The 22,876-nt window shown below is 37.3% G+C and carries 18 protein-coding genes and 6 tRNA genes; 22 read left to right on the top strand and 2 right to left on the bottom strand.

Annotated features, from left to right (window positions below; genetic code table 11):
* Window positions 1-3 precede the first annotated feature (3 nt).
* From nrdF to dnaK, 22 genes are all read left to right on the top strand, one after another.
* Window positions 4-1,056, top strand: a complete 1,053-nt coding sequence (gene nrdF, locus HNQ37_RS06165) for a class 1b ribonucleoside-diphosphate reductase subunit beta (protein WP_183540368.1) — start codon at window positions 4-6, stop codon at window positions 1,054-1,056.
* A 155-nt stretch (window positions 1,057-1,211) separates the two neighbouring features.
* Entirely contained in the window at window positions 1,212-1,655 is a 444-nt protein-coding gene (locus HNQ37_RS06160) for a GNAT family N-acetyltransferase (RefSeq protein ID WP_183540352.1), read from the top strand.
* 268 nt (window positions 1,656-1,923) lie between these two features.
* Window positions 1,924-1,996 (top strand) — tRNA-Val (locus HNQ37_RS06155).
* Window positions 1,997-2,181: 185 nt separating this feature from the next.
* Window positions 2,182-2,253: transfer RNA gene (locus HNQ37_RS06150), tRNA-Asp, on the top strand.
* A gap of 88 nt (window positions 2,254-2,341) precedes the next feature.
* Window positions 2,342-2,414, top strand: a tRNA-Lys gene (locus HNQ37_RS06145).
* Window positions 2,415-2,472: 58 nt separating this feature from the next.
* Window positions 2,473-2,554, top strand: a tRNA-Leu gene (locus HNQ37_RS06140).
* Window positions 2,555-2,596: 42 nt separating this feature from the next.
* Window positions 2,597-2,669: transfer RNA gene (locus HNQ37_RS06135), tRNA-Thr, on the top strand.
* Between the two features lie 34 nt (window positions 2,670-2,703).
* Window positions 2,704-2,775 (top strand) — tRNA-Gly (locus HNQ37_RS06130).
* Window positions 2,776-2,983: 208 nt separating this feature from the next.
* The gene (locus HNQ37_RS06125) at window positions 2,984-4,459 is read left to right on the top strand and encodes an NCS2 family permease (protein ID WP_183540350.1); all 1,476 of its coding nucleotides are present in this window, start codon (window positions 2,984-2,986) and stop codon (window positions 4,457-4,459) included.
* Window positions 4,460-4,569: 110 nt separating this feature from the next.
* Window positions 4,570-5,634 carry a YdcF family protein gene (locus tag HNQ37_RS06120; protein WP_183540347.1) on the top strand — a complete coding sequence of 355 codons (1,065 nt, stop codon included), beginning with the start codon at window positions 4,570-4,572 and terminating at the stop codon, window positions 5,632-5,634.
* Window positions 5,635-5,798: 164 nt separating this feature from the next.
* Window positions 5,799-6,488, top strand: coding sequence for an O-methyltransferase (locus HNQ37_RS06115; RefSeq protein WP_183540345.1), 690 nt, complete (start codon window positions 5,799-5,801; stop codon window positions 6,486-6,488).
* A 93-nt stretch (window positions 6,489-6,581) separates the two neighbouring features.
* A complete protein-coding gene (locus HNQ37_RS06110; RefSeq protein ID WP_246415615.1) occupies window positions 6,582-7,493 on the top strand; it encodes a peptidylprolyl isomerase PrsA in 912 nt (303 codons plus the stop codon).
* A gap of 308 nt (window positions 7,494-7,801) precedes the next feature.
* Window positions 7,802-10,423 carry an alanine--tRNA ligase gene (gene alaS / locus HNQ37_RS06105; RefSeq protein ID WP_183540341.1) on the top strand — a complete coding sequence of 874 codons (2,622 nt, stop codon included), beginning with the start codon at window positions 7,802-7,804 and terminating at the stop codon, window positions 10,421-10,423.
* A gap of 97 nt (window positions 10,424-10,520) precedes the next feature.
* A complete protein-coding gene (locus HNQ37_RS06100) occupies window positions 10,521-11,042 on the top strand; it encodes a P-loop NTPase family protein (RefSeq protein ID WP_183540339.1) in 522 nt (173 codons plus the stop codon).
* Between the two features lie 82 nt (window positions 11,043-11,124).
* The gene (locus tag HNQ37_RS06095; protein ID WP_183540337.1) at window positions 11,125-12,063 is read left to right on the top strand and encodes a UbiA family prenyltransferase; all 939 of its coding nucleotides are present in this window, start codon (window positions 11,125-11,127) and stop codon (window positions 12,061-12,063) included.
* 113 nt (window positions 12,064-12,176) lie between these two features.
* Window positions 12,177-12,344, top strand: coding sequence for a hypothetical protein (locus tag HNQ37_RS06090; RefSeq protein ID WP_183540336.1), 168 nt, complete (start codon window positions 12,177-12,179; stop codon window positions 12,342-12,344).
* A gap of 692 nt (window positions 12,345-13,036) precedes the next feature.
* Entirely contained in the window at window positions 13,037-14,428 is a 1,392-nt protein-coding gene (locus HNQ37_RS06085; protein ID WP_183540334.1) for an MSCRAMM family protein, read from the top strand.
* Between the two features lie 133 nt (window positions 14,429-14,561).
* A complete protein-coding gene (locus tag HNQ37_RS06080) occupies window positions 14,562-15,335 on the top strand; it encodes a DUF4931 domain-containing protein (protein ID WP_183540332.1) in 774 nt (257 codons plus the stop codon).
* Window positions 15,329-16,018, top strand: a complete 690-nt coding sequence (locus HNQ37_RS06075; RefSeq protein WP_183540366.1) for a histidine phosphatase family protein — start codon at window positions 15,329-15,331, stop codon at window positions 16,016-16,018. The genes HNQ37_RS06080 and HNQ37_RS06075 overlap by 7 nt, the downstream gene beginning before the upstream one ends.
* Window positions 16,019-16,221: 203 nt before the next feature.
* Window positions 16,222-17,235 carry a heat-inducible transcriptional repressor HrcA gene (hrcA, locus tag HNQ37_RS06070; protein WP_183540330.1) on the top strand — a complete coding sequence of 338 codons (1,014 nt, stop codon included), beginning with the start codon at window positions 16,222-16,224 and terminating at the stop codon, window positions 17,233-17,235.
* Window positions 17,236-17,274: 39 nt separating this feature from the next.
* Window positions 17,275-17,838: a nucleotide exchange factor GrpE gene (grpE, locus tag HNQ37_RS06065; RefSeq protein ID WP_183540328.1), complete on the top strand. Its 564-nt coding sequence runs from the start codon at window positions 17,275-17,277 to the stop codon at window positions 17,836-17,838.
* Window positions 17,839-17,927: 89 nt separating this feature from the next.
* Window positions 17,928-19,769: a molecular chaperone DnaK gene (gene dnaK, locus HNQ37_RS06060; RefSeq protein ID WP_183540326.1), complete on the top strand. Its 1,842-nt coding sequence runs from the start codon at window positions 17,928-17,930 to the stop codon at window positions 19,767-19,769.
* A gap of 294 nt (window positions 19,770-20,063) precedes the next feature.
* Here the strand turns inward: dnaK and HNQ37_RS06055 are convergent, their stop codons facing one another.
* Window positions 20,064-21,281, bottom strand: coding sequence for a hydroxymethylglutaryl-CoA reductase (locus tag HNQ37_RS06055; RefSeq protein WP_183540324.1), 1,218 nt, complete (start codon window positions 21,279-21,281; stop codon window positions 20,064-20,066).
* Window positions 21,274-22,365 (bottom strand): thiolase family protein, encoded by a 1,092-nt coding sequence (locus HNQ37_RS06050; RefSeq protein WP_183540322.1) that lies wholly within the window; start codon window positions 22,363-22,365, stop codon window positions 21,274-21,276. The genes HNQ37_RS06055 and HNQ37_RS06050 overlap by 8 nt, the downstream gene beginning before the upstream one ends.
* Between the last annotated feature and the right edge of the window lie 511 nt (window positions 22,366-22,876).

Below are 22,876 nucleotides of genomic sequence, written 5' to 3'. Positions count from 1 at the left end.
CATTTGGCCGAGACCAATAACCGTTCTGCACTCAATTACGCAGCCAATGATTGGAATCGAATTGAAGACCCTATTGACAAATACACTTGGGACAAACTCAATAGTCAATTTTGGTTAGATACTCGCGTGCCAGTATCTAATGACTTGAAAGATTGGCGTAGTTTGTCGGATCTTGAACGTGATGTCTACAGTAAGGTTTTTCTTGGTCTAACCTTACTTGATACGGTTCAATCAAATGATGGGAACGGGATTATTCGTGAATTTTCACACACACCGCAAGAAGCTGCTACACTTGGACAAATCCAGTTCATGGAAGGGGTACATGCAAAGTCTTACTCAACCGTGTTTAGCTCATTGATGACAACTCAAGAAATTGATGGCCTATATGAATGGGGAGACAAAGATATCTACTTACAAAAAAAAACCGAATTAATTGATGAAGTATATAAAGCTGGGAAATTGGCAGCTTTTGCAAAGCAATATCCAGAAAATCTCAACTTTACCATGATCGATCGGGAGATAGAATTGGCCGGTATGAAAACTCGTATTGCTTCAACGTTTCTAGAATCAGGGTTGTTCTACTCTGGTTTCTATACCCCGTTACGTTATTTGGGTGAAAACAAGATGGTAAATGCTGCGGAGATTATCAAGCTGATTTTGCGTGATGAGTCTGTTCATGGAACTTATATTGGTTACTACCTCCAGAAAGATTTTGCCGAACTTTCAGAAGTTGATCAGCAGGAATTGACGGGGTGGGCTTTTGATTTGCTTTACCAACTTTATGAAAATGAAGTAAACTACATTAACGAGATCTACTCAGAAATCGGATGGGTGGAAGAGGTTACGACTTTTACAGAGTACAATATGAATAAAGCTTTAATGAATTTGGGCTTTGATCCTCTATTTGCTACGTCAACTGCAGACAAAGTAAACCCTTTAGTAATGAATGGCATTTCAACAAGCTCAAGTAATCACGACTTTTTCTCGGCTGTAGGTAACTCCTATTTAGTTGGAGAAGTTTCACCGATGAAGGATGTTGACTATGCTATCGAATAAGTTTGTGATAGTAGAGTAGGAAATAACTCTAATTGAAAATTTAATGGTTATTGACAATGCCTGATGTCTTCGCTTACATTTTAGTTTCTCTTTTTATTTATAGAAAATGTTTGAATAAATCAGGCGATAAATAAAGCAAAGTTGGGTTATAAGAAATGGCATGGAAGATAAAAAAATTTGACGAAATGACGGTTGATGAACTATATAAGATCTTGGAACTAAGATCTGAGGTCTTTGTGGTGGAACAGAACTGTGCTTATCAAGATATTGATGATAAAGACCAACATTCGCTTCATATTTTCTATGCTGAAGAGGATGAAATTTTGGCATATGCCAGGTTAATGCCAAGGGGCACAAACTTTATCGATGCACTTTCAATCGGCCGGGTACTAGTTAAAAAGAAAGCTCGAAGAAGAGGTATGGCGCGTGAGTTAATGGAACTTTCAATTGTGAGAGTTCGAGAGGCATTTGGTGATGGTCTAATCAGGATTCATGGACAATCTTACTTACAGGAATTCTATGAATCACTTGGTTTTGTGAATAAAGGTGATGAATTTTTGGAAGATGGAATTCCTCACCGTACTATGGAGCTACAATGACCCCTCCATTTTATAGGACAAGTGACATTAAATGTTTAAAATTAAAAATGGACTTGTCCATTTTTTTAATTTATTTATTGATGAATTTTTGATAAAATCCAAAAATTAATAAAGCAATTTATCAAAATTTTGTCAAGAAACGAATATTTGCCAAATAGATTTGAAAGGCACCACTTATCTCTTGACCTGATTGTGAATTTTTGATAGAATGAATTGTTGTTGAAACGCGATGTGTTTCACAATATCAGGTTTTATTAATCAAAAATCTGGGAGTTTAGCTCAGCTGGGAGAGCATCTGCCTTACAAGCAGAGGGTCAGCGGTTCGATCCCGTTAACTCCCATCAGATGCCTGGCGGTGTCTGATGTATGGTCAACATACAAGGAAAAACAAGTGTGATGCTTGTGTCGACGCTGAAAAACGTCGTGCGATGGCAAAGTGCCTTTGCAGCCAGCAGAAAGCTTTTAGAAGTTTTCTATACGTGGGCGGAAGCCCATGAATCTTTTAGTGCCAGGCGACAGCTTGACAGGTTCCATAGTATATCGGTTAGTACGCCGCCCTGTCACGGCGGAGAGACGGGTTCGATTCCCGTTGGAACCGTTTGTTTCTAAATGTTTATGTAGAAATAAATTCTTTGTAATGTTCTCTATATTTAAGTTGAAACTGAAGATTAGGACATTAATTTTATGACTCCTTAGCTCAGTCGGTAGAGCATTTGACTTTTAATCAAAGGGTCGCGCGTTCGAGCCGCGCAGGGGTCAGATATGCTTCTTAGGTTTACCTAGATATTCCTTCATGGTGAAGAAGTAGATTCAAATTGCGGATTTGGCGGAATTGGCAGACGCGCAAGATTTAGGTTCTTGTATCGAAAGGTGTGGGGGTTCAAGTCCCTTAATCCGCAGACTTACCTTTATGAGGTAAGTACTTTTATTTAATCCAACTAGCCGACTTAGCTCAGTTGGTAGAGCATCTGATTTGTAATCAGAGGGTCGCGTGTTCGAATCATGTAGTCGGCATAAATTTCATTGTTATTGAAATTTAAAAATGCTTGCGAACGTAGCTCAGTGGTAGAGCTCTACCTTGCCATGGTAGAGGTCGCGGGTTCGAATCCCGTCGTTCGCTAACTTAAACAGAAAAGGGACTTAAAAGTCTTTTTTGTTTTCATTTTAGCTAAGAGATGAACAAATAATGAAAATCACATGTGAAACCCCTTTAAATACGAACGATAAATATAAAAAAAAACGATAATATGGGAAAACCTAGAAAAAAAACATTAAATGAAATAAAATAAAGTGTAATAAAAAAATAGCTTAGCTATAAGGAGAAAATTTTGAAAAAATTCTTTAAGCTCGAGGAAAATGGTACAACTGTTTCTCGAGAGATCATGGCCGGTGTCACTACTTTCTTCGCCATGTCTTACATCCTTTTTGTAAATCCTTCAGTTCTTCATACAACTGGAATGCCAATACAAGGAGTATTTTTAGCAACAGTCATCGCTTCTGTTGTCGGCACAGTTGCTATCGGTCTTATTGCAAATGTTCCTTACGCTTTGGCGCCAGGTATGGGGCTTAATGCTTTCTTTGCTTACACTGTTGTCCTCGGAATGGGCTACACTTGGCAACAAGCTTTGGCGATGGTTTTCATCTGTGGAATTATTAATATTATCATCACATTTACATCACTTCGAAAAAAAATCATGCTTGGAATCCCAATGAGCCTTCAACATGCCATTGGTGGTGGTATCGGTGTTTTCATTGCTTACATCGGTATTAAAAATGCTGGTTTGCTCCAATTCATCCCTGATAATGGTTATGTGAATAAAGCTACCGGTGCATTTGACTCTACAATGGTTCCTGGACTTTCATCTTTCAACTCCCCCGGTGTTATCGTCGCTATTCTCGGTATTATCATTACACTTTTCTTCGTTTTACGTAAAATAAAAGGTGGTGTCATCCTTTCAATTCTTGCAACGACTATTATTTATTTAATTGCAATTACAGTTTTTCATACAGGTCATGCAATCCCAAATGCTTACCAACTTCAATCAATTGATTGGTCAACTCTATTCTCTGCAAATAGTGTAGGTACTGCTTTCCATCAAATGTTTGTAGGTAGTTCAAAGACACCAGCTCTTTTCTTTGCCGCTTTTGGTAACCATGGTATGCTTTCACTATTTAGCCATTCATCTAAGATCTTTGAAGTGTTGATGACTATTCTTGCTTTCTCACTTACTTCAATCTTTGATCCAATTGGAACTTTTATTGGTACTGGCCGTAGCACAGGTATCTTCTCTGAGCAAGATTTCAAAGACATGGAAAACACGCGTGGATTCTCATCTAAGATGGACAGAGCCTTGTTCGCTGACATGATTGCCACACCAATTGGTGCAATCTTTGGTACTTCTAATACAACCGTATATGTTGAGTCAACTGCTGGCATTGGCGCTGGCGGACGTACAGGTTTGACTTCAATGGTTGTAGCTGTACTGTTTGCTATTTCAACCTTCTTCCTTCCGCTAATTGGGATTGTGCCAACTCAAGCAACAGCTCCAATTTTGATCATCGTTGGTATGATGATGCTCAGCACAATGAAAGACATTAATTGGTCTGATCTTTCAGAAGCAATTCCTTGTTTCTTTGCTTCAGTCTTTATGGGGCTTTCATATTCAATTTCTTACGGTATTGCCTTTGGTTTCTTGACATTTATTTTTGTCAAATTATTTACGGGTCGTGTCAAAGAAGTAAAAGCAGTTGTTTGGATTGTAGGTATTCTCTTTGCAATCAATTTTGCAGTCCTTCACATGTGAGTCCTTCTCATTAAAAAATATCTAAAATGTAAGTCGTCCAAACTTGGACGACTTTTTTCTTAGACTTAACAAATAACAAATCTATTAGTTCATTATGTTAAAATACGGCTATGAAGAGTAATGATATACTGCCATTGTTTTTAGGAATTGTATCAGTCGTCCTTATATTTTTGAGTATCTTTTTTTATTGCCGTTCGTGGAAATTATCTGATTTTCGAACTTTAAAATTGGGTCAAAATATTTTAAATGGGATTGTTTTGGCGCTCATTGGGCTTGACTTTATAGTTTTAACCATAGCGATCTATTTCGGTTACCCTATAAATGGAATCCTATTTGGGTTAATTATCGAAGGGGGTGTTTTAGTTTTTGTCTCATTTTTGATTAGTTCTTTAGTGATTGGATCTATTATTATTCTTACGGAAAAAATGTGGCGTAACGGAAGTAAATCTTTTTCAAATTTTCTGCTTCCTTCAGCATTTTTTCTGTTTCTGACTTTGACGATTATTTATGGTTTGATTGGGAATTTCAAGTCTTTCCACTTTAACTGGTTTGAAACTCTGGCAATGGTTTATCCTATTTTAGCTGTCTATATAAGTTGGGAATTTTTAGTTTTTTATGTCTCAAGTAGATCATATGGGAAAAGAGTTAAAAGGATTGAGGCAAAGTATTATGTGGTTCATGGGGCAGGATTAGTCAATGGTTCTGAGGTCGGACATTTATTGGCTTCACGTATAGAAGCAGCAGTAAATTATGCAAACTCAGATACTTTCCTTGTCTTTTCGGGAGGAAAAGGAAGTGATGAAAGGTTATCAGAAGCTAAAGCCATGCAAAAATATGCAATTGAAAAGCTTAATTTTCCTAAAGAACGAACACTACTAGAAGAACATTCAACGACAACCTATGAAAATCTGATTAAATCAGCAGCCTTGATTAAAGAAGGTTTTCTAATTTTTACATCAGATTATCATGTCTTTAGGGCCGTTCTTTTTGCTAAAAAATTGAATTTAGATGCGCAAGGAGGCCCAAGTGGAAAAACTGCCTTATACTACCGGATTCCAGCATTTATGCGTGAATTCATAGCTGTCATGAACTTTCAAAAAAGAAAGCATGTAATTGTTGTTAGTTTAATTATTGCAGTCTTCCTATTTTTGGCAATTACGTCTATCGTCATTTAAAGTCTTGATTTTGACCATATTTTTTTAAAAATCAATAATGAGAATGAGATATTTTATTTTAAACTAGATCCTGATTATAAACTATATTATTAAGAAGTTGTTCAGGATGCTTTATTAGATTGGGTGAACTATTGTTTTCATTAAATCTGTGGTAAAATATTGGAATGTTAAGTGAAGTTTACGATAAACATTCTAATATCATGATGCGTCGACCAATTGTTAAAAAAGAAGTGGTTGATTTTATGAGGAATGAACAAAATCAACTCAGCGGAAGCTTGAAGATATTGCAAGAATTTGCTGCCGAATACAATGTGCCGATTATTCCTCACGAAACCATTGTGTATTTCCAGATGATGCTTTCGTTATTGAAGCCCAAACGAATTCTAGAAATTGGAACAGCTATTGGCTTTTCTTCACTCCTCTTTGCAGAAATTTGCCCCGATGCTGAAATTATAACGCTTGAACGCTATGAAGAGATGATAAAACTTGCTGAGCCAAATTTTAAAAAGTATGATAGTAGAAAACAGATTAAAATGCTTGAAGGAGATGCGGCAGAAATCCTACCAACTCTTGAAGGAGAAAAATTTGACTTTATTTTCATGGATTCAGCCAAAACCCAATACATAAAGTTTTTACCTTACTTGATCAATAATCTGTCGGGTGATGGCTTACTGGTTATTGATGATGTCTTACAGGCAGGTGACATTTTTCGCCCGCTAAAAGGAACGCCACGTCGCCAACACAATATTCTCAAGGCTCTGAATAAGCTTTTTGAGGTCGTTTATAGTGATGAAAAGTTACAAAGTAGTCTAGTTCCACTTGGAGATGGTATTTTGCTTATCAAATGCAAATAGAGTCGGTCTGTGCTATAATATCTAATAATATAGAACGTTTCAGGTATTTTTTAAACATTTAGAAATGAACTAAAAGGAGTTTTAAATTTGAAGTTGAAGAAAATAGTACTCGCTACTATTGTGGGTTTATCGCTTTTTGCATTGACAGCGTGCTCATCAAGCGGATCTAATAAGGGCACAACAAATGTTGTGACCATGAAGGGTGACACAATTGAGGAAGTGGATGTATATGCTGAGGCAGCAAAGTTTCCCTCAACTGGAGCCAACCAACTTATTCAAAATCTCACTTTCAGCAAGATCTTTGAAAAAGAATTTGGTAAAAAAGTATCAAGTTCAGATGTGCAAGAACAATATGACAATCAAAAAGCACAATATGGTACCTCGTGGGACACTTATTTGAGCCAGCAAGGCTATACAGAAGCAAGCTATAAAGAATCACTCCGTCTACAAATGCTTGAACAATATGCCATAGATCAGGAAATTTCAGCGACTGAGTATTCAGATGCAAAGTTAAAAAGTGCTTGGGCAAACTATTATCCAACCGTTGATACTTATGTTGTGAGTTCAACAACAAAAGATGATGTTCAAAAAGCACATGATCAAGCTATTAGTGATTTTTCTAGTTTTAAGAAGGATCAAGACAGCAAAGGAACTGAAGTGAAGTTTGATACTTCAAACACTACAATTCCATCTGACGTGCAAACTGCTGCTACTAAACTAAGTAATGGCAAATCTTCAGACATTATTACATCAACGGATCAAAGCACAGGGGCAACAACATACTACTTTGTTTATATGATTGACAATCCAGGCAAGGGATCTGATTATAAGAAATATACAACTCAGTTAAAAAACTATGTAAAAACTCAAAAAGAAAAGGACCAAACCTTTACGGCTTCAGTCTTTAAGAAGTATTTGTTAAAATATAATGTCATTGTTAAAGACCAAAACTTTAATAATATATTCTCAAATTATCTTAGCAATACAAGTTCATCATCAAACTAATTAACTTTTCAGAGAGTTGGGACAGTGTAAGCCAGCAAGTTAAGGTGCCTAAAATTAAATAGGAAAATAGCTTACTTTCTTAAACAAAAAGTCAGCTAATTTTATCCGATTAAGACGACTTTGTCGTGAATGAGGGTGGTACCGCGCTTGAAATAGACGCCCCTCACTTACGGTGGAGTCTATTTATTTTTGTCTAAGCCAAGCGAAAGCTTGTAAAACTAATCTGTTATTAGATAGTATATGATTTGTAGGAAATATATTTACTAATCTTAAATGCTGAATAAATATTTATAGGAAAAAGGAAAATCATGAAGAAACTTAGCTCTGCCGAAACTCGAAAAATGTTCCTTGACTTTTTTAAGTCAAAAGGGCATTCAGTTGAACCGTCACAATCACTTGTGCCAGTAAATGACCCAACCCTACTTTGGATAAATTCGGGGGTAGCGACACTTAAAAAATACTTTGACGGTTCGGTTGTGCCTGAAAATCCACGTATTACAAATGCTCAAAAAGCAATCCGGACCAATGATATCGAAAACGTTGGAAAGACTGCTCGCCACCACACAATGTTTGAAATGCTAGGAAATTTCTCAATTGGTGATTATTTCCGTCCAGAAGCTATTGCTTATGCATGGGAAATGTTGACTAGCCCAGAATGGTTTGAGATACCTGCTGACAAACTTTATATCACTTATTATCCCGAAGATCACGAGACTTATGATCGTTGGGTGGAGCTAGGTGTAGATCCTAGCCACTTGGTTCCAATCGAAGACAACTTCTGGGAAATCGGTGCTGGCCCTTCGGGTCCAGATACAGAAATTTTCTATGACCGTGGTATAAAATATGATCCAGAAAATGCTGGTATCAAACTTCTAGTTGAAGACATTGAAAATGATCGCTATATTGAAATCTACAATGTCGTCTTATCACAGTTTAACGCTGATCCAAGTATCCCTCGTTCAGAATATAAAGAATTACCACAAAAGAACATTGATACAGGCATGGGCCTAGAGCGCTTAGTAGCAATTCTCCAAGGCGGTCACACTAACTTTGATACAGACCTCTTCCTTCCAATCATCCATGAAATTGAGAAACTATCTGGTAAGGTTTATGACGCGGAGGGTGAAAACATGAGCTTCAAAGTCATTGCCGATCATATTAGAGCGCTCAGCTTTGCAATTGGCGATGGTGCACTTCCTGGAAATGAAGGCCGCGGGTATGTTCTTCGCCGTCTTCTTCGACGTGCAGTTATGCACGGGAAACGTTTGGGGATAGAAGGAAAGTTTTTGACAAAACTTGTGCCGATTGTTGGACAAATCATGGAGTCATACTATCCTGAAGTACTTGAAAAGTCTAGATATATTATCAAAATCATTGATCGTGAAGAAGAGACTTTTGGTCGTACAATTGATGCTGGACAAAAATTATTAGATGAGCGCTTGGAGGCTCTCAAAGCAGAAGGAAAATCAACTCTTGAGGGGAGTGATATTTTCCGCCTTTATGATACTTATGGTTACCCCGTTGAATTAACAGAAGAGCTAGCTGAGGACAATGGTTTTAAGATTGACCACGCTGGTTTTGAAGCAGAAATGAAAGTACAACAAGAACGTGCTCGTGCTTCAGCTGTTAAGGGAGGTTCAATGGGTGCACAAAATGAGACTCTACAATCAATCAAAGAGGAATCTGAATTTCTATATGAAGTACACACTGCGAGAGCTCGGTTGCTTGTGATTGTTCAGCAAGATGAAAAGGTTGAGAAGGCAATTGGTCTAACTCAAGTTGTTTTTGATAAAACTCCTTTTTATGCTGAAATGGGCGGTCAGGTTGCCGATCACGGTGTTATCAAGGATATGGCAGGCAATGTTGTGGCAACTGTCACAGACGTTCAACATGCGCCAAATGGGCAAAATCTTCATACTATTGAAGCTAGTTCAGAACTTTTGGTTGGAGCTGAATATCAACTTGAAATCGATGAAGTTCGTCGTAATGGGGTCATGAAAAACCATACTGCCACACACTTGCTCCATGCTGCTCTTCACAATATTATTGGGGAGCATGCGCTTCAAGCAGGTTCTCTTAATGAAGTTGACTTCTTGCGATTTGATTTTAGTCACTTCCAAGCGGTCACTCCAGACGAAATTGCAGCCATTGAAAAAGAAGTCAACGAAGTCATCTGGCAAAATCTTGCGATTCAAACTCGTACAGATATGAGTGTTGAGCAAGCCAAAGAAATGGGTGCAGCAGCATTGTTTGGTGAGAAATATGGTAAGAACGTTCGCGTAGTTATCATTGGTGATTATTCAGTTGAACTCTGTGGAGGCACCCATCTTAAGTCGACATCAGAAATAGGTCTTTTTAAGATTCTTAAAGAAGAAGGTATCGGATCAGGTGTCCGACGGATTTTAGCTGTTACTGGTGCACAAGCTTATGAAGCCTTCAAAAATCAGGAAATCATATTGACGCAAACTGCAAGTAAATTGAAGACCCCTAAATTTGAACAAGTTCCTGAAAAGATTGCTTCTTTACAAGAAGAACTGAGAGCTACTCAAAAGGAAATTGACAAACTTTCCTCACAATTAGCTTCTACTCAATCTGCAGAAATTTTTGCCAATGTACAAAAAACATCTGGCCATAGCTTCATTGCTGCTGAAGTTAAGGTAAATTCGGCTAATGATCTCCGTCAACTAGCAAGTCTTTGGAAGCAAAAGAAATCTTCAGATGTGCTCGTTCTTGCTACAGCATTTGAGGATGGGAAAGTAAGCCTTCTTGTTGCCTCGAATGTCCTTGATGAAAAATCAGGTGATTTGGTAAAGAAACTGGCACCCTATATTGATGGTCGTGGTGGTGGAAAACCAGATCTTGCTATGGCAGGTGGTTCAAAAGTAGCAGGTATTACTGAACTTTTGAAACATGTTGCTGAGAATCTTTGATACATTAGATTTGAAAATAAATGAAGCCAAATTGGTTTCATTTATTTTCTTTAAAAGTTTATCTGGAATAGTTGTTTTTTGTTATAATTTATTGATTATGAAAATTATGCTCATTGGATCAAGTGGCGCGGGAAAGTCAACCTTTAGCCGACAATTATCGGAACTGACAGGTTTTCCCGTACTTCACCTGGATCGAGTCTGGCATAACACAGACTATTCATTGGAAGCAACGGAATATTTTCGACTTGTTCAAAAAGAGTTTATAGAAAATAACATGGACTGCATTATTGACGGTAATTATTCAGCAACCATGGATATTCGATTGGAAAATGCAGATATGATTGTTTGGCTAAAGATAAATCGAGTAAAAGCAATTGGAAGGGTTATTAGGCGGAGTCTCAAGTCAAGATTGGTTGGTCATAATCGAAGCGACATGTCCACTAACTTTGTAGAACGTTTTGACAAAGAGTATTGGAAATTCATGAAGTTTATTTGGAATTTTCCTAAGGTCAATGAACTTAGAATTCAAGCAATGATTAATGATTTTGATAAAAATGATCAAGTTATAATCGTAAAAAATCATAATGATAAAGACAAGGTTATTAGTTTGCTTAAGTGAATTAAAGATTTTATTGTAATGGGTTGGTTTAATAAATACTTCTGTTGAAGTATTTTTATCATTTTTTTCTTATAATATAATTATGACTTTAAAAACATTTTTAAACTTCACACGGATCCAGACTTTACCAGCCGCACTCTTATCTCCAATTGCTGGGGTGATGTACGCAATTTATACTTTTAAAACTTTTCACTGGTTGCCAACCTTGCTTTTTTTCATCGGACTTATATTTATAAATCTTTTCGTTTCTGCATGGAATAATTTGATGGATTTTCAAAAAGCTATTGATGCTGAATATAAAAAATGGAACATCATCGAGCATGACAAAATTCCTTTAAAATTGGCTTGGGGTATCTGTCTTGGCCTTTTATTTCTTGATTTGATAATAGGTGTTGTTGTAACTTTTATAACCAATCTTGCTATTCTTCCTGTAGGTGGTGTGGCACTGGTCATTGCTGTTTTTTACACTTATGGTCCATTTGCGTTTAGCCGTTTTCCGTTAGGTGAACTTTTAGCGGGGTTATGTGAGGGGGCCATTGGTTTCTTTATGGGAATCTATGTAAATTCATATGATGCTAAATACTTTTTTATCAAGTTTGATGGCTGGAAGATGGATTGGACTTGGAATTTATCCTTCTTGATCCCTATTGTTATTGTAGCTTTTATGTGCTTCTGCATGAACTTTAATATCATGCTTTCAGATAATATCTGTGATCTGGAGCAAGATGTTCATAATCAACGCTATACTTTAGCATATTATTTAAAGATTCCATTATCATTACTTCTTTACAGGTTAGTTTATATCCTTGCAACGCTATCTGTTATAGTTGCAATTGTGTTTGGAATTCTCCCATTTTGGTCCCTTTTCATGTTTGCTATAAGCCCATTTGTTATTCATAACATAAATAAATTCTTGGCTACTCAGAAGAAGTCAGAGACTTTCATATTGCAGGTAAATAATCTTATTCTATATAATGGTGCCTTAGCAATAACTATTCTAATTGGTATTTTACTTAAATAAAATTATATAACTAATGGCAAATTATAAAATTAAGTTAGCAATCTGAAGCAAGAAAAAAAACACCTGAAATCTTTATACTTGAATTTGGTAAAACAAAGTAGAAAAGGGTTCAGATGCAAGAGCACCCTAGCATAAAAGGTAAACATTTAACACTGATTGAACGACGGAAAATTGAACGTTGGCACAATAGAAAACACCGAAGTGAGAGAACAGACTGCACGACTACTGCACGACTCTTGAGCAAAGGGGACGAAAGCGGAGGTGAACCAAGCTTCCTATGACGCATGTCGAAGGTATTGTGGACCTCCCTCAAAGCTCACAAAGATTTTAAATGCTTTGATTTCAAAAGGCCGTCCGAGAGAAATTACCGCTTGAAGTGCGTTCTCATAAGCTATCTCATCCTATCTGGTTACGTACGCTCTATCACTGGATTGAATTTGGTCCTCTGGATGTAAACTATCGTGATTTACTTTACCCCCACTACAAAAAAGATGAAGAAACTTTGTTTCACTCAGTTTAATCGACCTTATGGTTTGTCCAGCGAACAATGTCCTGAGGTGATTAACCAGCGTGAAGCATTTGGACATTACGAGATTGATACCGTTGACGAAAGTGGAGGAGAGTGTATCCCTGAAGCTTACAGAAAGAAAGGCACGTTGAGAGCTGATTCGCTTGATTTCAGATAAGTCTGAATCCGTTAACATGGCACTCAAGATCATCCAGCAAACAATCCATCGCTTCAGATAATGGCCGTTAATTTGCACACCTCATGAAGCAGTGACATGTCCGGTTTACTATTTCATGCTTATGGCAAGCTTTTAAGAAGCGTGGAAGTAAAGAGAATCACAATCGGATGATCTGACGTTTTGTTTAAGGCGACACGATGAAGGTTGGATTAACTCATATCCAAGAAAAATGTTCAATTATAAAAATTCAAGTCAAATGTTAAAACTGGCTAACTTATAATTGCAATTTGCCACCTGGTAATTATTATTTCCAAGAAACAGCGGCTCCAGCTGGGTATGTGTTTGATTCTAGTAAACTTAACTTTACTATTGCTCTCCAAACAAGCCCTATAGTTGCGACGGTTTCAGCAAAAAATTCCGAGAAGACAGGGTCTGTTCTTCTAACAAAAACGGATGAAGACACAGGGAATATTTTACCTAGTGCAGTGTTTGACCTTTATAAATCAGATGGAACAAAGGTCCAATCAGATCTTGTAACCGATAGCAAAGGTCAAATTTTAGTCAACAGCTTGAAACCTGGTAATTATTATTTCCAAGAGACCTCAGCTCCATCTGGATATGTGCTTGACAATAAAAAATTAACATTCACGGTGGAACTTCAAACAATTCCTCAGCTTGCGAAAGTTTTGGCACAGAATGAACAACAGACAGGTTCTGTTGAGTTGACCAAGACAGATGGAGATACGAATCTTGTCTTGCCAGGAGCCAACTTTAGTTTGTATGACCATACTGGTAAAGAAATAAGAAGTGATTTAATAACTGATAATAGTGGCCAAATTAAAGTCGATGGTCTTAAGCCTGGAGATTATTATTTCCAAGAAATTGCTCCACCAGCTGGTTATGATTTGAATTCAGAAATTCTCAATTTTACTATTGCTTTTCAAAGTACTGTAAAAGTTGCAACAGTTTCATTGACTAATAGTGAATCAACAGGTGTTGTAGCCCTGACTAAAATTGATAGTGACACAGGACAAGTCCTTGCAGGAGCCATTTTTGATCTCTACAAGGCAGATGGAACAAGAATTCAGTCAGATTTGACAACGAATACTCAGGGGCAGATTGAAGTCTCAGACCTTAAACCTGGAGATTACTATTTTCAAGAAACAGCGGCTCCATCTGGTTATGAACTTGACAGTAATAAGCTTAATTTTACAATTGTTCTTCAAACCACCACGAAAGTGACACAAGTTATTGCAAAGAATGCTGAGAAGACGGGATCAGTTTCTTTAACGAAAGTAGACAGTGAATCTGGGAATAAATTAGCTGGTGCCATCTTTAGTTTGTTTGATGACAAAGGTAAGCTTTTGAAAAGTGGGCTAGTTACGAACTCTGCTGGGGAGTTAATTGTGACTGGCTTGAAACCAGGAAAATATTATTTCCTAGAAACAACAGCACCCGAAGGCTATATCTTAGATACGGCAAAGCATTATAATTTTGAAATTGAAATCCAAAAAACGGCTAAAATATCAACGATTACAGTTGCTAACACAAAAAGGGCTGTTATACTCCCAGATACGGGGGAGTCAACAGGTTCTTTAACTGCAGTATGTGGATTCATCTTCATTACTTTAGCAGCTGTAATTAAGAGAAAGTTAAAAAAGGTTCATAAAATTAAGTAGTCTATAAGAAAATCCATCACTCGTAACTGACTGATGGCTTTTCTATAGTTAATTTAGACAAAAGTAAATAGTTAGGTAGTAAATTAGGAAAAGGTCAATAACCTCCAAATCAAATTTCTGTTATAATAAAAATATGATTACACATACGCACGACCCCCTCATATTCAATGCTGGCGTTAATAAAATTAAATATGCAAAAGATGGCCCAAGCAATGATAATTGCCCTTTTTGCGACATAGAACAACTTTCCAATATACATAAGACCCAAGACGATATGATTTGGTTGGACAACAAATTTAAAACACTTGAAAATAGTTTGATGACAGTATTGATTGAGTCTTCGGAACATTTGGGAGATGTAACAACATACAGTCAAGAAAAAAATCGCCAGCTTTTTAAATTTGCGATGGATTGCTGGCAAGAAGTAATCGATTCAAAAAAATACAAGTCAACTATCATGTTCAAAAACTTTGGACCTATGTCGGGTGGGAGTCTCCGTCATCCGCACATGCAGATTATTGGATTAGAAGATGTTGATGCTTATGATGAAATTTCTACGGATAACTTCACAGGAATCGAGGTAAAAAGATATGAGAACCTTGAGGTGACTATTTCTGAAAGACCCGTGATGGGATTCGCCGAGATTAATATTATTCAACGTGGAACTGAAAATCTTGAAAAATTTGCAGACTATGCCCAAGCAAGTGCTAAGTATTACATGAATGAATTTATGGATGGGCGATGTAATTCTTATAATTTATTTTTCTATAAAATTCATGGTAAAAATATTTGTAAGATCGTCCCTAGATTTTTAACTTCGCCTTATTTTATTGGCTATAAAATTCCACAAATTTATACAGATGCTAGAATACACGAAATTATTAAGGAGCTAAGAGAAAAATTATGAAAATTTACTTGGTAAGACATGGCAAGACAATGTTTAATACAATCGGTCGTGCTCAAGGTTGGTCTGACACCCCTCTAACTAAACAAGGAGAGCTTTGCATTACTGAACTTGGACTTGGTTTTGCTGAAAAAGGCATCAAGTTTGACCGTGCATATTCAAGTGACTCGGGTCGTACCATTCAAACGATCAATTTAATTCTAAAGAACTCAGCAAATGAGGGAATACCCTATAAAATGGACTGGCGAATTCGTGAATGGTGCTTTGGAAGCTTTGATGGGGCTTACGATGGAGAATTGTTTGATGGGCTGATTCCTAGATTCATGGCCGAGAATGGGATAACTCGCGAGACACGCACGACAAAAGATATCTGTGAAGCCATATATGAAGTAGACACAGCCGGCTGGGCAGAGACTTGGGAAGCGTTAATTGGCAGGATCTCAACTGGGTTCAAAGAGATTGCTGAGGAAGCGGAAGCCACTGGGGCCAAAAATATTGTAATTGTTAGTCATGGAATGACTATCGGAACTTTTGTCGAATTTTTGGAACCGAAACGTGAACGACCAATGGGTCTAGATAATGGTTCAGTAAGTGAGATTAATTATGAAAATGGTAAATTTTCTATCGAAACTGTGGGTGACATGTCTTATTGTCATATTGGCCAAACAATTTTAAATAATAAGTAAAATAGCTGCTATCCCCTATATTGATGATGGCATTTAAAATGTTCTCTTAAGTATCGGCATATAATCCTTAAAGTGAATTTAGCACTCTTCTGCTGGGAGTGCTAAATTTTTGACATCATCTGGTTTAATTGTTATAATTAAAACATAAATTAGCAGTCTGTTAAAAAGAGTGCTAATAAAATCTCTCAGGAAGGAGAGAAGGAATGATTACAGAACGCCAAAAAGAAATATTGAATAAAATTATTTCTATGTATGCGGATGACCATACGCCAATAGCCTCAAAGGCTCTACAAAAGTCAATTGACGCAAGTTCAGCTACGATTAGGAATGACATGAAGATTCTTGAAGATCTTGGATTGATTCAAAAAGAACATACCTCAAGTGGAAGAATCCCGAGTGTGGCTGGCTACCAGTACTTTGTTGAGAATGATTTAGAATTGGAAAAAATATCTGAAAATGACCTTTTTCAAGTTATGAAGTCTTTTGACGGTGAGTTTGTCCGCTTGTCAGATTTATTGGAAACTGCTGCTAAGACTCTTTCAAGTCTGACGGGAATTCCAAGCTTTGTTTTGAACATTCCACAGAGAGAGCAGGAACTTCGACGCTTCGAATTAGTCATGTTAGATAACCACTCAGTACTTGCAATTTTTACATTAAGCACAGGCGAAGTTCGAACGAATCAATTTATTCTCCCAAAGAGTCTAAGTGAGGCAAATTTAGCCCAAATTAAGCAAATTGTGAATGACAGGCTGTTGGGTAAGAAAATTTTGGACATTCATTATAGTCTAAGAACTGAAATTCCGCAGATTGTCAGCCATTATTTTTCAGCCACAAGTGATATATTGAAGCTTTTTGATGTAACTTTTGATGGAATCTTTGATGAGAAAATTGTCTCATCGGGTAAGGAAAATTTACTAGAGCGCTATAAGATCCTAAATAAAGAAAAGCTAATTGCCCAAGAGATACGGTTGATTACAGACAACGATGAACTTCGAACGGTTGAATTTAATGATCAGAATTTATTCAAAGATTTGACACTGATCAGTCAAAAGTTCTTAATCCCTTATAGAGGTTTGGGAACACTTGCTTTGGTTGGACCGATTGAGCTAGATTATCGTAAAATTATATCGATCATGGATTTAACAGCTAAAGTCTTAACTATGAAGTTAACTGACTATTATCGCTATCTTGATGGTAATCATTATGAAATACATTAAGGTCTACCAATAATAGATGTCAAAAGGAAAGGATGGAGAATGTCAGAAGAAGAAAAAAATGAAACTATAAATTCTGAGGCAACAGAATTAGAAACTATAAATTCTGAGACAGCAGAATTAAATGAGGCAGATGAAATTTTGAAAGAAGTCGTTGAAGAGGATATCGATGTACTTATAAAAGTTCAAAAAGAACGTGACGAGATGGAGGATAAATACCTTCGCGCGCGTGCCGAGATGAAAAATATCCAACGTCGGGTTAGTGAAGAACACATGACTATGATCAAATATCGTTCGCAAGACTTGGCAAAAGCTATCTTGCCAGCTCTTGATAATCTTGAGCGTGCCTTGCAAGTTGAAAGCTTGACTGATGATGTTCGCAAAGGCCTTCAGATGACTCAAGAAAGCTTGATCGCAGGTTTAAAGCAAGAAGGAATTATTGAAATCGCATGCGATGGAGAATTTGATCCAAACTTCCATTTGGCAGTTCAGACAGTTGAAGTGACTAAAGAAGTTCCAGCAAATCATATTGCCCAAGTGCTCCAGAAAGGATATCAACTCCATGAGCGTGTCCTTCGTCCCAGTATGGTTGTTGTTGCACAATAAATTGATAAGTAAAAAATTGGACCGAAAAGTCATAAAACTATGAATAAGTAAAATATGTCGGCTCAGCTGACAAAGGAGAAAGAATAAAAATGGCTAAAATCATTGGTATTGACTTAGGTACAACAAACTCAGCAGTCGCAATTCTTGAAGGGTCTGACCCAAAAATTATTGCTAATCCAGAGGGAAATCGTACAACCCCATCTGTTGTTGCGTTCAAGAATGGTGAAATTCAGGTGGGTGAAGTCGCTAAGCGCCAAGCTGTGACAAACCCTTCAACAATTAGCTCAATCAAACGTCACATGGGTGAAACAGGTTACAAGGTGGATGTAGATGGTAAGTCTTATACACCTCAAGAAGTATCTGCAATGATTCTTCAAAATCTTAAGGCTACTGCCGAAGCTTATTTGGGTGAAAAAGTTGACAAAGCTGTCATTACAGTTCCTGCTTACTTCAATGATGCACAACGTCAAGCAACAAAAGATGCAGGTAAAATCGCAGGTCTTGAAGTAGAACGTATCGTTAACGAACCAACAGCAGCAGCTTTGGCTTATGGGCTGGATAAACTCGACAAGGACGAAAAAGTCATGGTCTTTGACCTTGGTGGTGGTACCTTTGATGTTTCGATTCTTGAACTTGGTGATGGTGTCTTCGAAGTTAAATCTACTTCAGGTGATAATCATCTAGGTGGTGATGACTTTGACCAAAAGATTATTGACTGGATGGTAAAAGAATTCAAGAAAGAAAACAGCATTGATTTGTCACAAGATAAGATGGCATTGCAACGCTTGAAGGATGCTGCGGAAAAAGCTAAAAAAGATTTATCAGGTGTAACAACTACAAACATCAACTTGCCATTTATCACTGCTGGCGCATCTGGTCCTCTTCACTTGGACTTGAATTTGAGCCGTGCAAAATTTGATGAATTAACAGTTGACCTTGTAGAGCGCACTCGTATACCTGTACAAAAGGCTTTGGCTGATGCAGGTATGACTGCTTCAGATCTTGATGAAGTTCTTCTTGTTGGTGGCTCAACTCGTATTCCAGCCGTCGTTGAATTGGTTAAGAAAGAAACAAGTCATGAACCAAACAAATCAGTAAACCCTGATGAAGTTGTAGCTATGGGTGCTGCGATTCAAGGTGGTGTAATTCAAGGAGACTTTGGTTCGGACATTGTATTGCTTGATGTAACTCCACTGTCACTCGGAATTGAAACAATGGGAGGGGTATTCACAAAACTGATTGATCGTAATACAACTATTCCAACATCTAAGAGTCAAGTCTTTTCAACTGCTGCTGATAACCAACCAGCCGTTGATATTCACGTGTTGCAAGGTGAGCGCCCAATGGCTGCTGACAATAAAACGTTAGGCCGTTTCCAATTGGCAGATATCCCTGCTGCACCACGTGGAATCCCACAAATTGAAGTTTCATTTGACATTGATAAGAATGGTATTGTTTCAGTTCGTGCGAAGGATTTGGGTACTCAAAAGGAACAGACTATCGTTATCAAATCTAACTCAGGTTTGTCTGATGAAGAAATTGAAAAGATGAAGAAAGATGCTGAACTGAATGCAGAAGCTGATGCGAAGCGCAAAGAAGAAGCTGATATTAAGAACGAAGCTGATCAAATTGTCTTTGCAACTGAAAAGACAATTAAAGAAACTGAAGGTAAAGGCTATGATACTGAACGTGATGCAACTCAAGCTGCACTTGATGAACTTAAGAAAGCGCAAGAGTCAGGTAATGTAGAAGAAATCAAGTCTAAACTTGAAGCCTTGAATGAAAAGGCTCAAAATTTGGCAGTTAAACTTTACGAAGATGCTGCCAAAGCACAACAGGCTGCTAAAGGTGCAGAAGGTGCACAAGCCAACGAGGACTCAAAGCCTGAGAATGGTAACACTGTTGATGGTGACTTCGAAGAAGTTAAATAATTGGTTTAATAATATAAGAATCAGGAATAACTGATGTGAGTTCAAGAATATAGACTTTCCGAAAATAGGGAAGTCTTTTTTTATAGCAAAATACTTATTTGATCAAAAACAAAACCCATTCAAAGCTCTTAATGGACAAGGCGGTTATCAATTTCTAGCTCAAAAATACCATGCCACATCTTTTGAAAAAGAAAGAGATTGGGTTAAAATTAAAATCTATCAAACTTTTGGAAGTAATGAACTTCAATGGAAATACCAAAACACGGCTTCTTTATCCAACAAAAAACCCAACGATTAAACTGTTGGGTCCCTTAATTCATATAATAAGCTTTTAGCTGTCTCACTATTCATATGCTCAGTTTTTTTTAATGCTATCGTAAGTTTTTCAATTTCTTCTCCACTAGCCCCAACAGATAAAGCGAGACTGCGTGCTTGGAGAGCCATATGACCAGATTGGATTCCTTTAGTAACTAGGGCTTTAATGGCTGCCAGATTATTGGCTAAACCAACAGCTGCAGTGATGCTTGCTAATTGCTTGGCATTCGGATTTCCGAGTAATTCATGAGCAACTTGTGCTTTAGGAAGGACATGAGTTCCACCACCAGCAGTAGCTATTGGAAGTGAAACATCAATAACTCCAATGAGTTTAGTATCTTCAATCCACCATTTTGCAAAAGGATGTGGCCTAGTTGCATATACGGAGGCATTGATACTGCGGGTGTCGTTTCCAGTTGCTAGAGCAACTGCTTCAATTCCATTCATAATACCTTTATTATGAGTAGCACTTCTGGACCAATCTTCCGCCGCATATAAAGAAGCGAGTGAAATTTTTTTAGCCACTTCTGGACCAATTTTGTTGATTGGAATTTCACATTGGATTTCAGTTTGACAATACTCTAGGAGGTTAGAAAGAATAGAAAAAAGAATTTTTTCATTCGGAAAGTCAGAACGAAACTTTTCAGAAATAGCTTCAAGTATTGTATTGATAATATTTGCACCTTGAGCATCTTTGGTATCAAAAATAAAATCAACGGTTAAGAAAATCGTATCTTCAGTTTGACGAGTAATAATTTCAAAACTTTGTAAGCCCCCTCCACGTTTGATGATAGAAGGATAGGCGTTATCAGCAACTGAAAAAATTTCAGTTGTTCTAGCTTCAATTGCCATTTTGAGACTCTCAGGACTGACGACATCATAGAAAACAATTTGTCCAGACATGAGCCTATTGTTTTTTATTGTTTTAAATTCACCAGCGAGCTTAGATCCATTATTTGCTGCAGCAATCACAGAAGGCTCTTCAGTTGCCATTGGAACCTTAAAATCATGTCCATCTAAGCTAATAAAACAAAGCCCCATAGGGATTTCAACTTCGGAAATCTGATTTTCAGTCAAATTTCCTGCAATATCTTCTGAAAGTGAAGTTTGCTCAAGGATTTTACGAGATGAATCAGATAAATTCAAGCTAGCCAAACGTTCAACTCGCGAGAACTGATAAAATTTTTTCTCATGCATTTGGATTCTCCAAAAGCATTGCAAGACCAAGTCCCCCGCCAATGCAAAGGCTTGCAACCCCATATTTTAAATCTTTGTCATAGAGTTGGTGAGCTAATGAACCTGTAATACGTGCTGCTGACATGCCAAGTGGATGACCAAGTGCAATAGCGCCACCCTTGACATTTACTTTTTTATGATCAAGCCCTAGTTCTTGCTCAATTATGATTGAGCTCGCCGCGAAAGCTTCGTTGATTTCAAAGCAATCAATGTCAGCAATGGTTAGGTTTGTTTTCTCTAAAAGCTGAGAAATTGCCTTAATTGGAGAAATTGCCATGCGACTAGGTTCAACAGCAACTTCAACGGCGTCCTTGATAATGGCTAAATAAGGAAGATCATATTTCTCAGCATATTCACGAGAAGTTATCAATAGTGCAGTCGCGCCATCATTAACAGGTGTGGCAGTTGCCGCTGTAATGGTTCCATTTTCACTAAAAACAGGAGAAAGGCTGGCTAATTTTTCTAAAGAAGAGCCAGAACGCGGAGCTTGATCAGCTGTAACTTCCTCAACGGGGACAATTTCGGAACTAAAGTCAGCTTTGAGCGCTTTGTCATGTGAATCAAGCGCGAAAGCATCCATAGCTTCACGACTAATATTAAATTCCTTTACTAATCGTTCAACAGTCACACCCATTGGTATGTTTTCAAAAGCATCTGTAAGCCCGTCAATTTGCATGGTTTCAGCATTAGACATCGACTCAACGCCACCAGCGAGTACGACAGTTGCTTCATCCAGAGCAAGACTCTGACGAGCCAGCAGAATTGCTTTCATGCCTGAACCACAGACTTCATTTACTGTAAAGGCAGGCACTTCAACAGAAATACCAGATTTAACGGAAATCTGGCGGGCAATATTCTGTCCTAGCCCAGAGGTCAAAACGGCACCAAAAATACTTTGCGAAATATCTGATTTAATTGAAGAGTGACGATTTAACAACGCTTCACTAGTTATAACGCCAAGATCAACAGCAGATAAATGTGATAATGCTCCACGATACTTACCAATTGGTGTACGAACTGCATCTAAAATTACAATATCTTTCATGAAGCTATTATAACAAAACTTGTAAAAAATATTAGACTTTCACCCGGTTTGGTTCTGAAAGTCAGATCTCAATAATTTCGAAATGAGAAGTAATCTTTTGATATCGAAAAGTTAAAGGGGCGGAGTTCAAATTACAGATGGGTGAAAAATATTTAGAGATTTTTTTATTCAAATGACATAAGCAGACTATATGCAGGGAGTGGTTAAAGACGAAAAGTCGACTGAATGGACGAGATGCATATGGGATATTCTAAATCGGAGTCATAAGACTCTCTTGGAGTGAATGAAAAAACTGAGCTTTACAAATCAAATTACAATTTGAAAAGAATCTTTTTGGTGTAAAATGGAAATCATTTAGGAATATTTTGGAAATTAAGCTAAGAAAATAATAAGGTGTTTTTTTCATTTTTTTTCATTGGCAAATTGTAAAATTAGTTTAGCCACCTGAAGCAAGAAAAAAACACCTGAATTTCTTATACTTGAATTTGAAAGAAGACAAGTAGAAAAGGAA

It is taken from the genome of Lactovum miscens (assembly GCF_014202895.1).
Taxonomy (GTDB): Bacteria; Bacillota; Bacilli; order Lactobacillales; family Streptococcaceae; genus Lactovum; species Lactovum miscens.
This window is presented reverse-complemented; position numbering and strand designations above follow the sequence as displayed.

Coding starts and splice junctions, on each gene's coding strand:
- HNQ37_RS06160 (WP_183540352.1), top strand. CDS start 1,212: ATGGCATGGAAGATAAAAAAATTTGACGAAATGACGGTTGATGAACTA.
- HNQ37_RS06120 (WP_183540347.1), top strand. CDS start 4,570: ATGAAGAGTAATGATATACTGCCATTGTTTTTAGGAATTGTATCAGTC.
- HNQ37_RS06115 (WP_183540345.1), top strand. CDS start 5,799: ATGTTAAGTGAAGTTTACGATAAACATTCTAATATCATGATGCGTCGA.
- alaS (WP_183540341.1), top strand. CDS start 7,802: ATGAAGAAACTTAGCTCTGCCGAAACTCGAAAAATGTTCCTTGACTTT.
- HNQ37_RS06100 (WP_183540339.1), top strand. CDS start 10,521: ATGAAAATTATGCTCATTGGATCAAGTGGCGCGGGAAAGTCAACCTTT.
- HNQ37_RS06095 (WP_183540337.1), top strand. CDS start 11,125: ATGACTTTAAAAACATTTTTAAACTTCACACGGATCCAGACTTTACCA.
- HNQ37_RS06090 (WP_183540336.1), top strand. CDS start 12,177: ATGCAAGAGCACCCTAGCATAAAAGGTAAACATTTAACACTGATTGAA.
- HNQ37_RS06080 (WP_183540332.1), top strand. CDS start 14,562: ATGATTACACATACGCACGACCCCCTCATATTCAATGCTGGCGTTAAT.
- hrcA (WP_183540330.1), top strand. CDS start 16,222: ATGATTACAGAACGCCAAAAAGAAATATTGAATAAAATTATTTCTATG.
- grpE (WP_183540328.1), top strand. CDS start 17,275: ATGTCAGAAGAAGAAAAAAATGAAACTATAAATTCTGAGGCAACAGAA.
- dnaK (WP_183540326.1), top strand. CDS start 17,928: ATGGCTAAAATCATTGGTATTGACTTAGGTACAACAAACTCAGCAGTC.
- HNQ37_RS06055 (WP_183540324.1), bottom strand. CDS start 21,281: ATGCATGAGAAAAAATTTTATCAGTTCTCGCGAGTTGAACGTTTGGCT.
- HNQ37_RS06050 (WP_183540322.1), bottom strand. CDS start 22,365: ATGAAAGATATTGTAATTTTAGATGCAGTTCGTACACCAATTGGTAAG.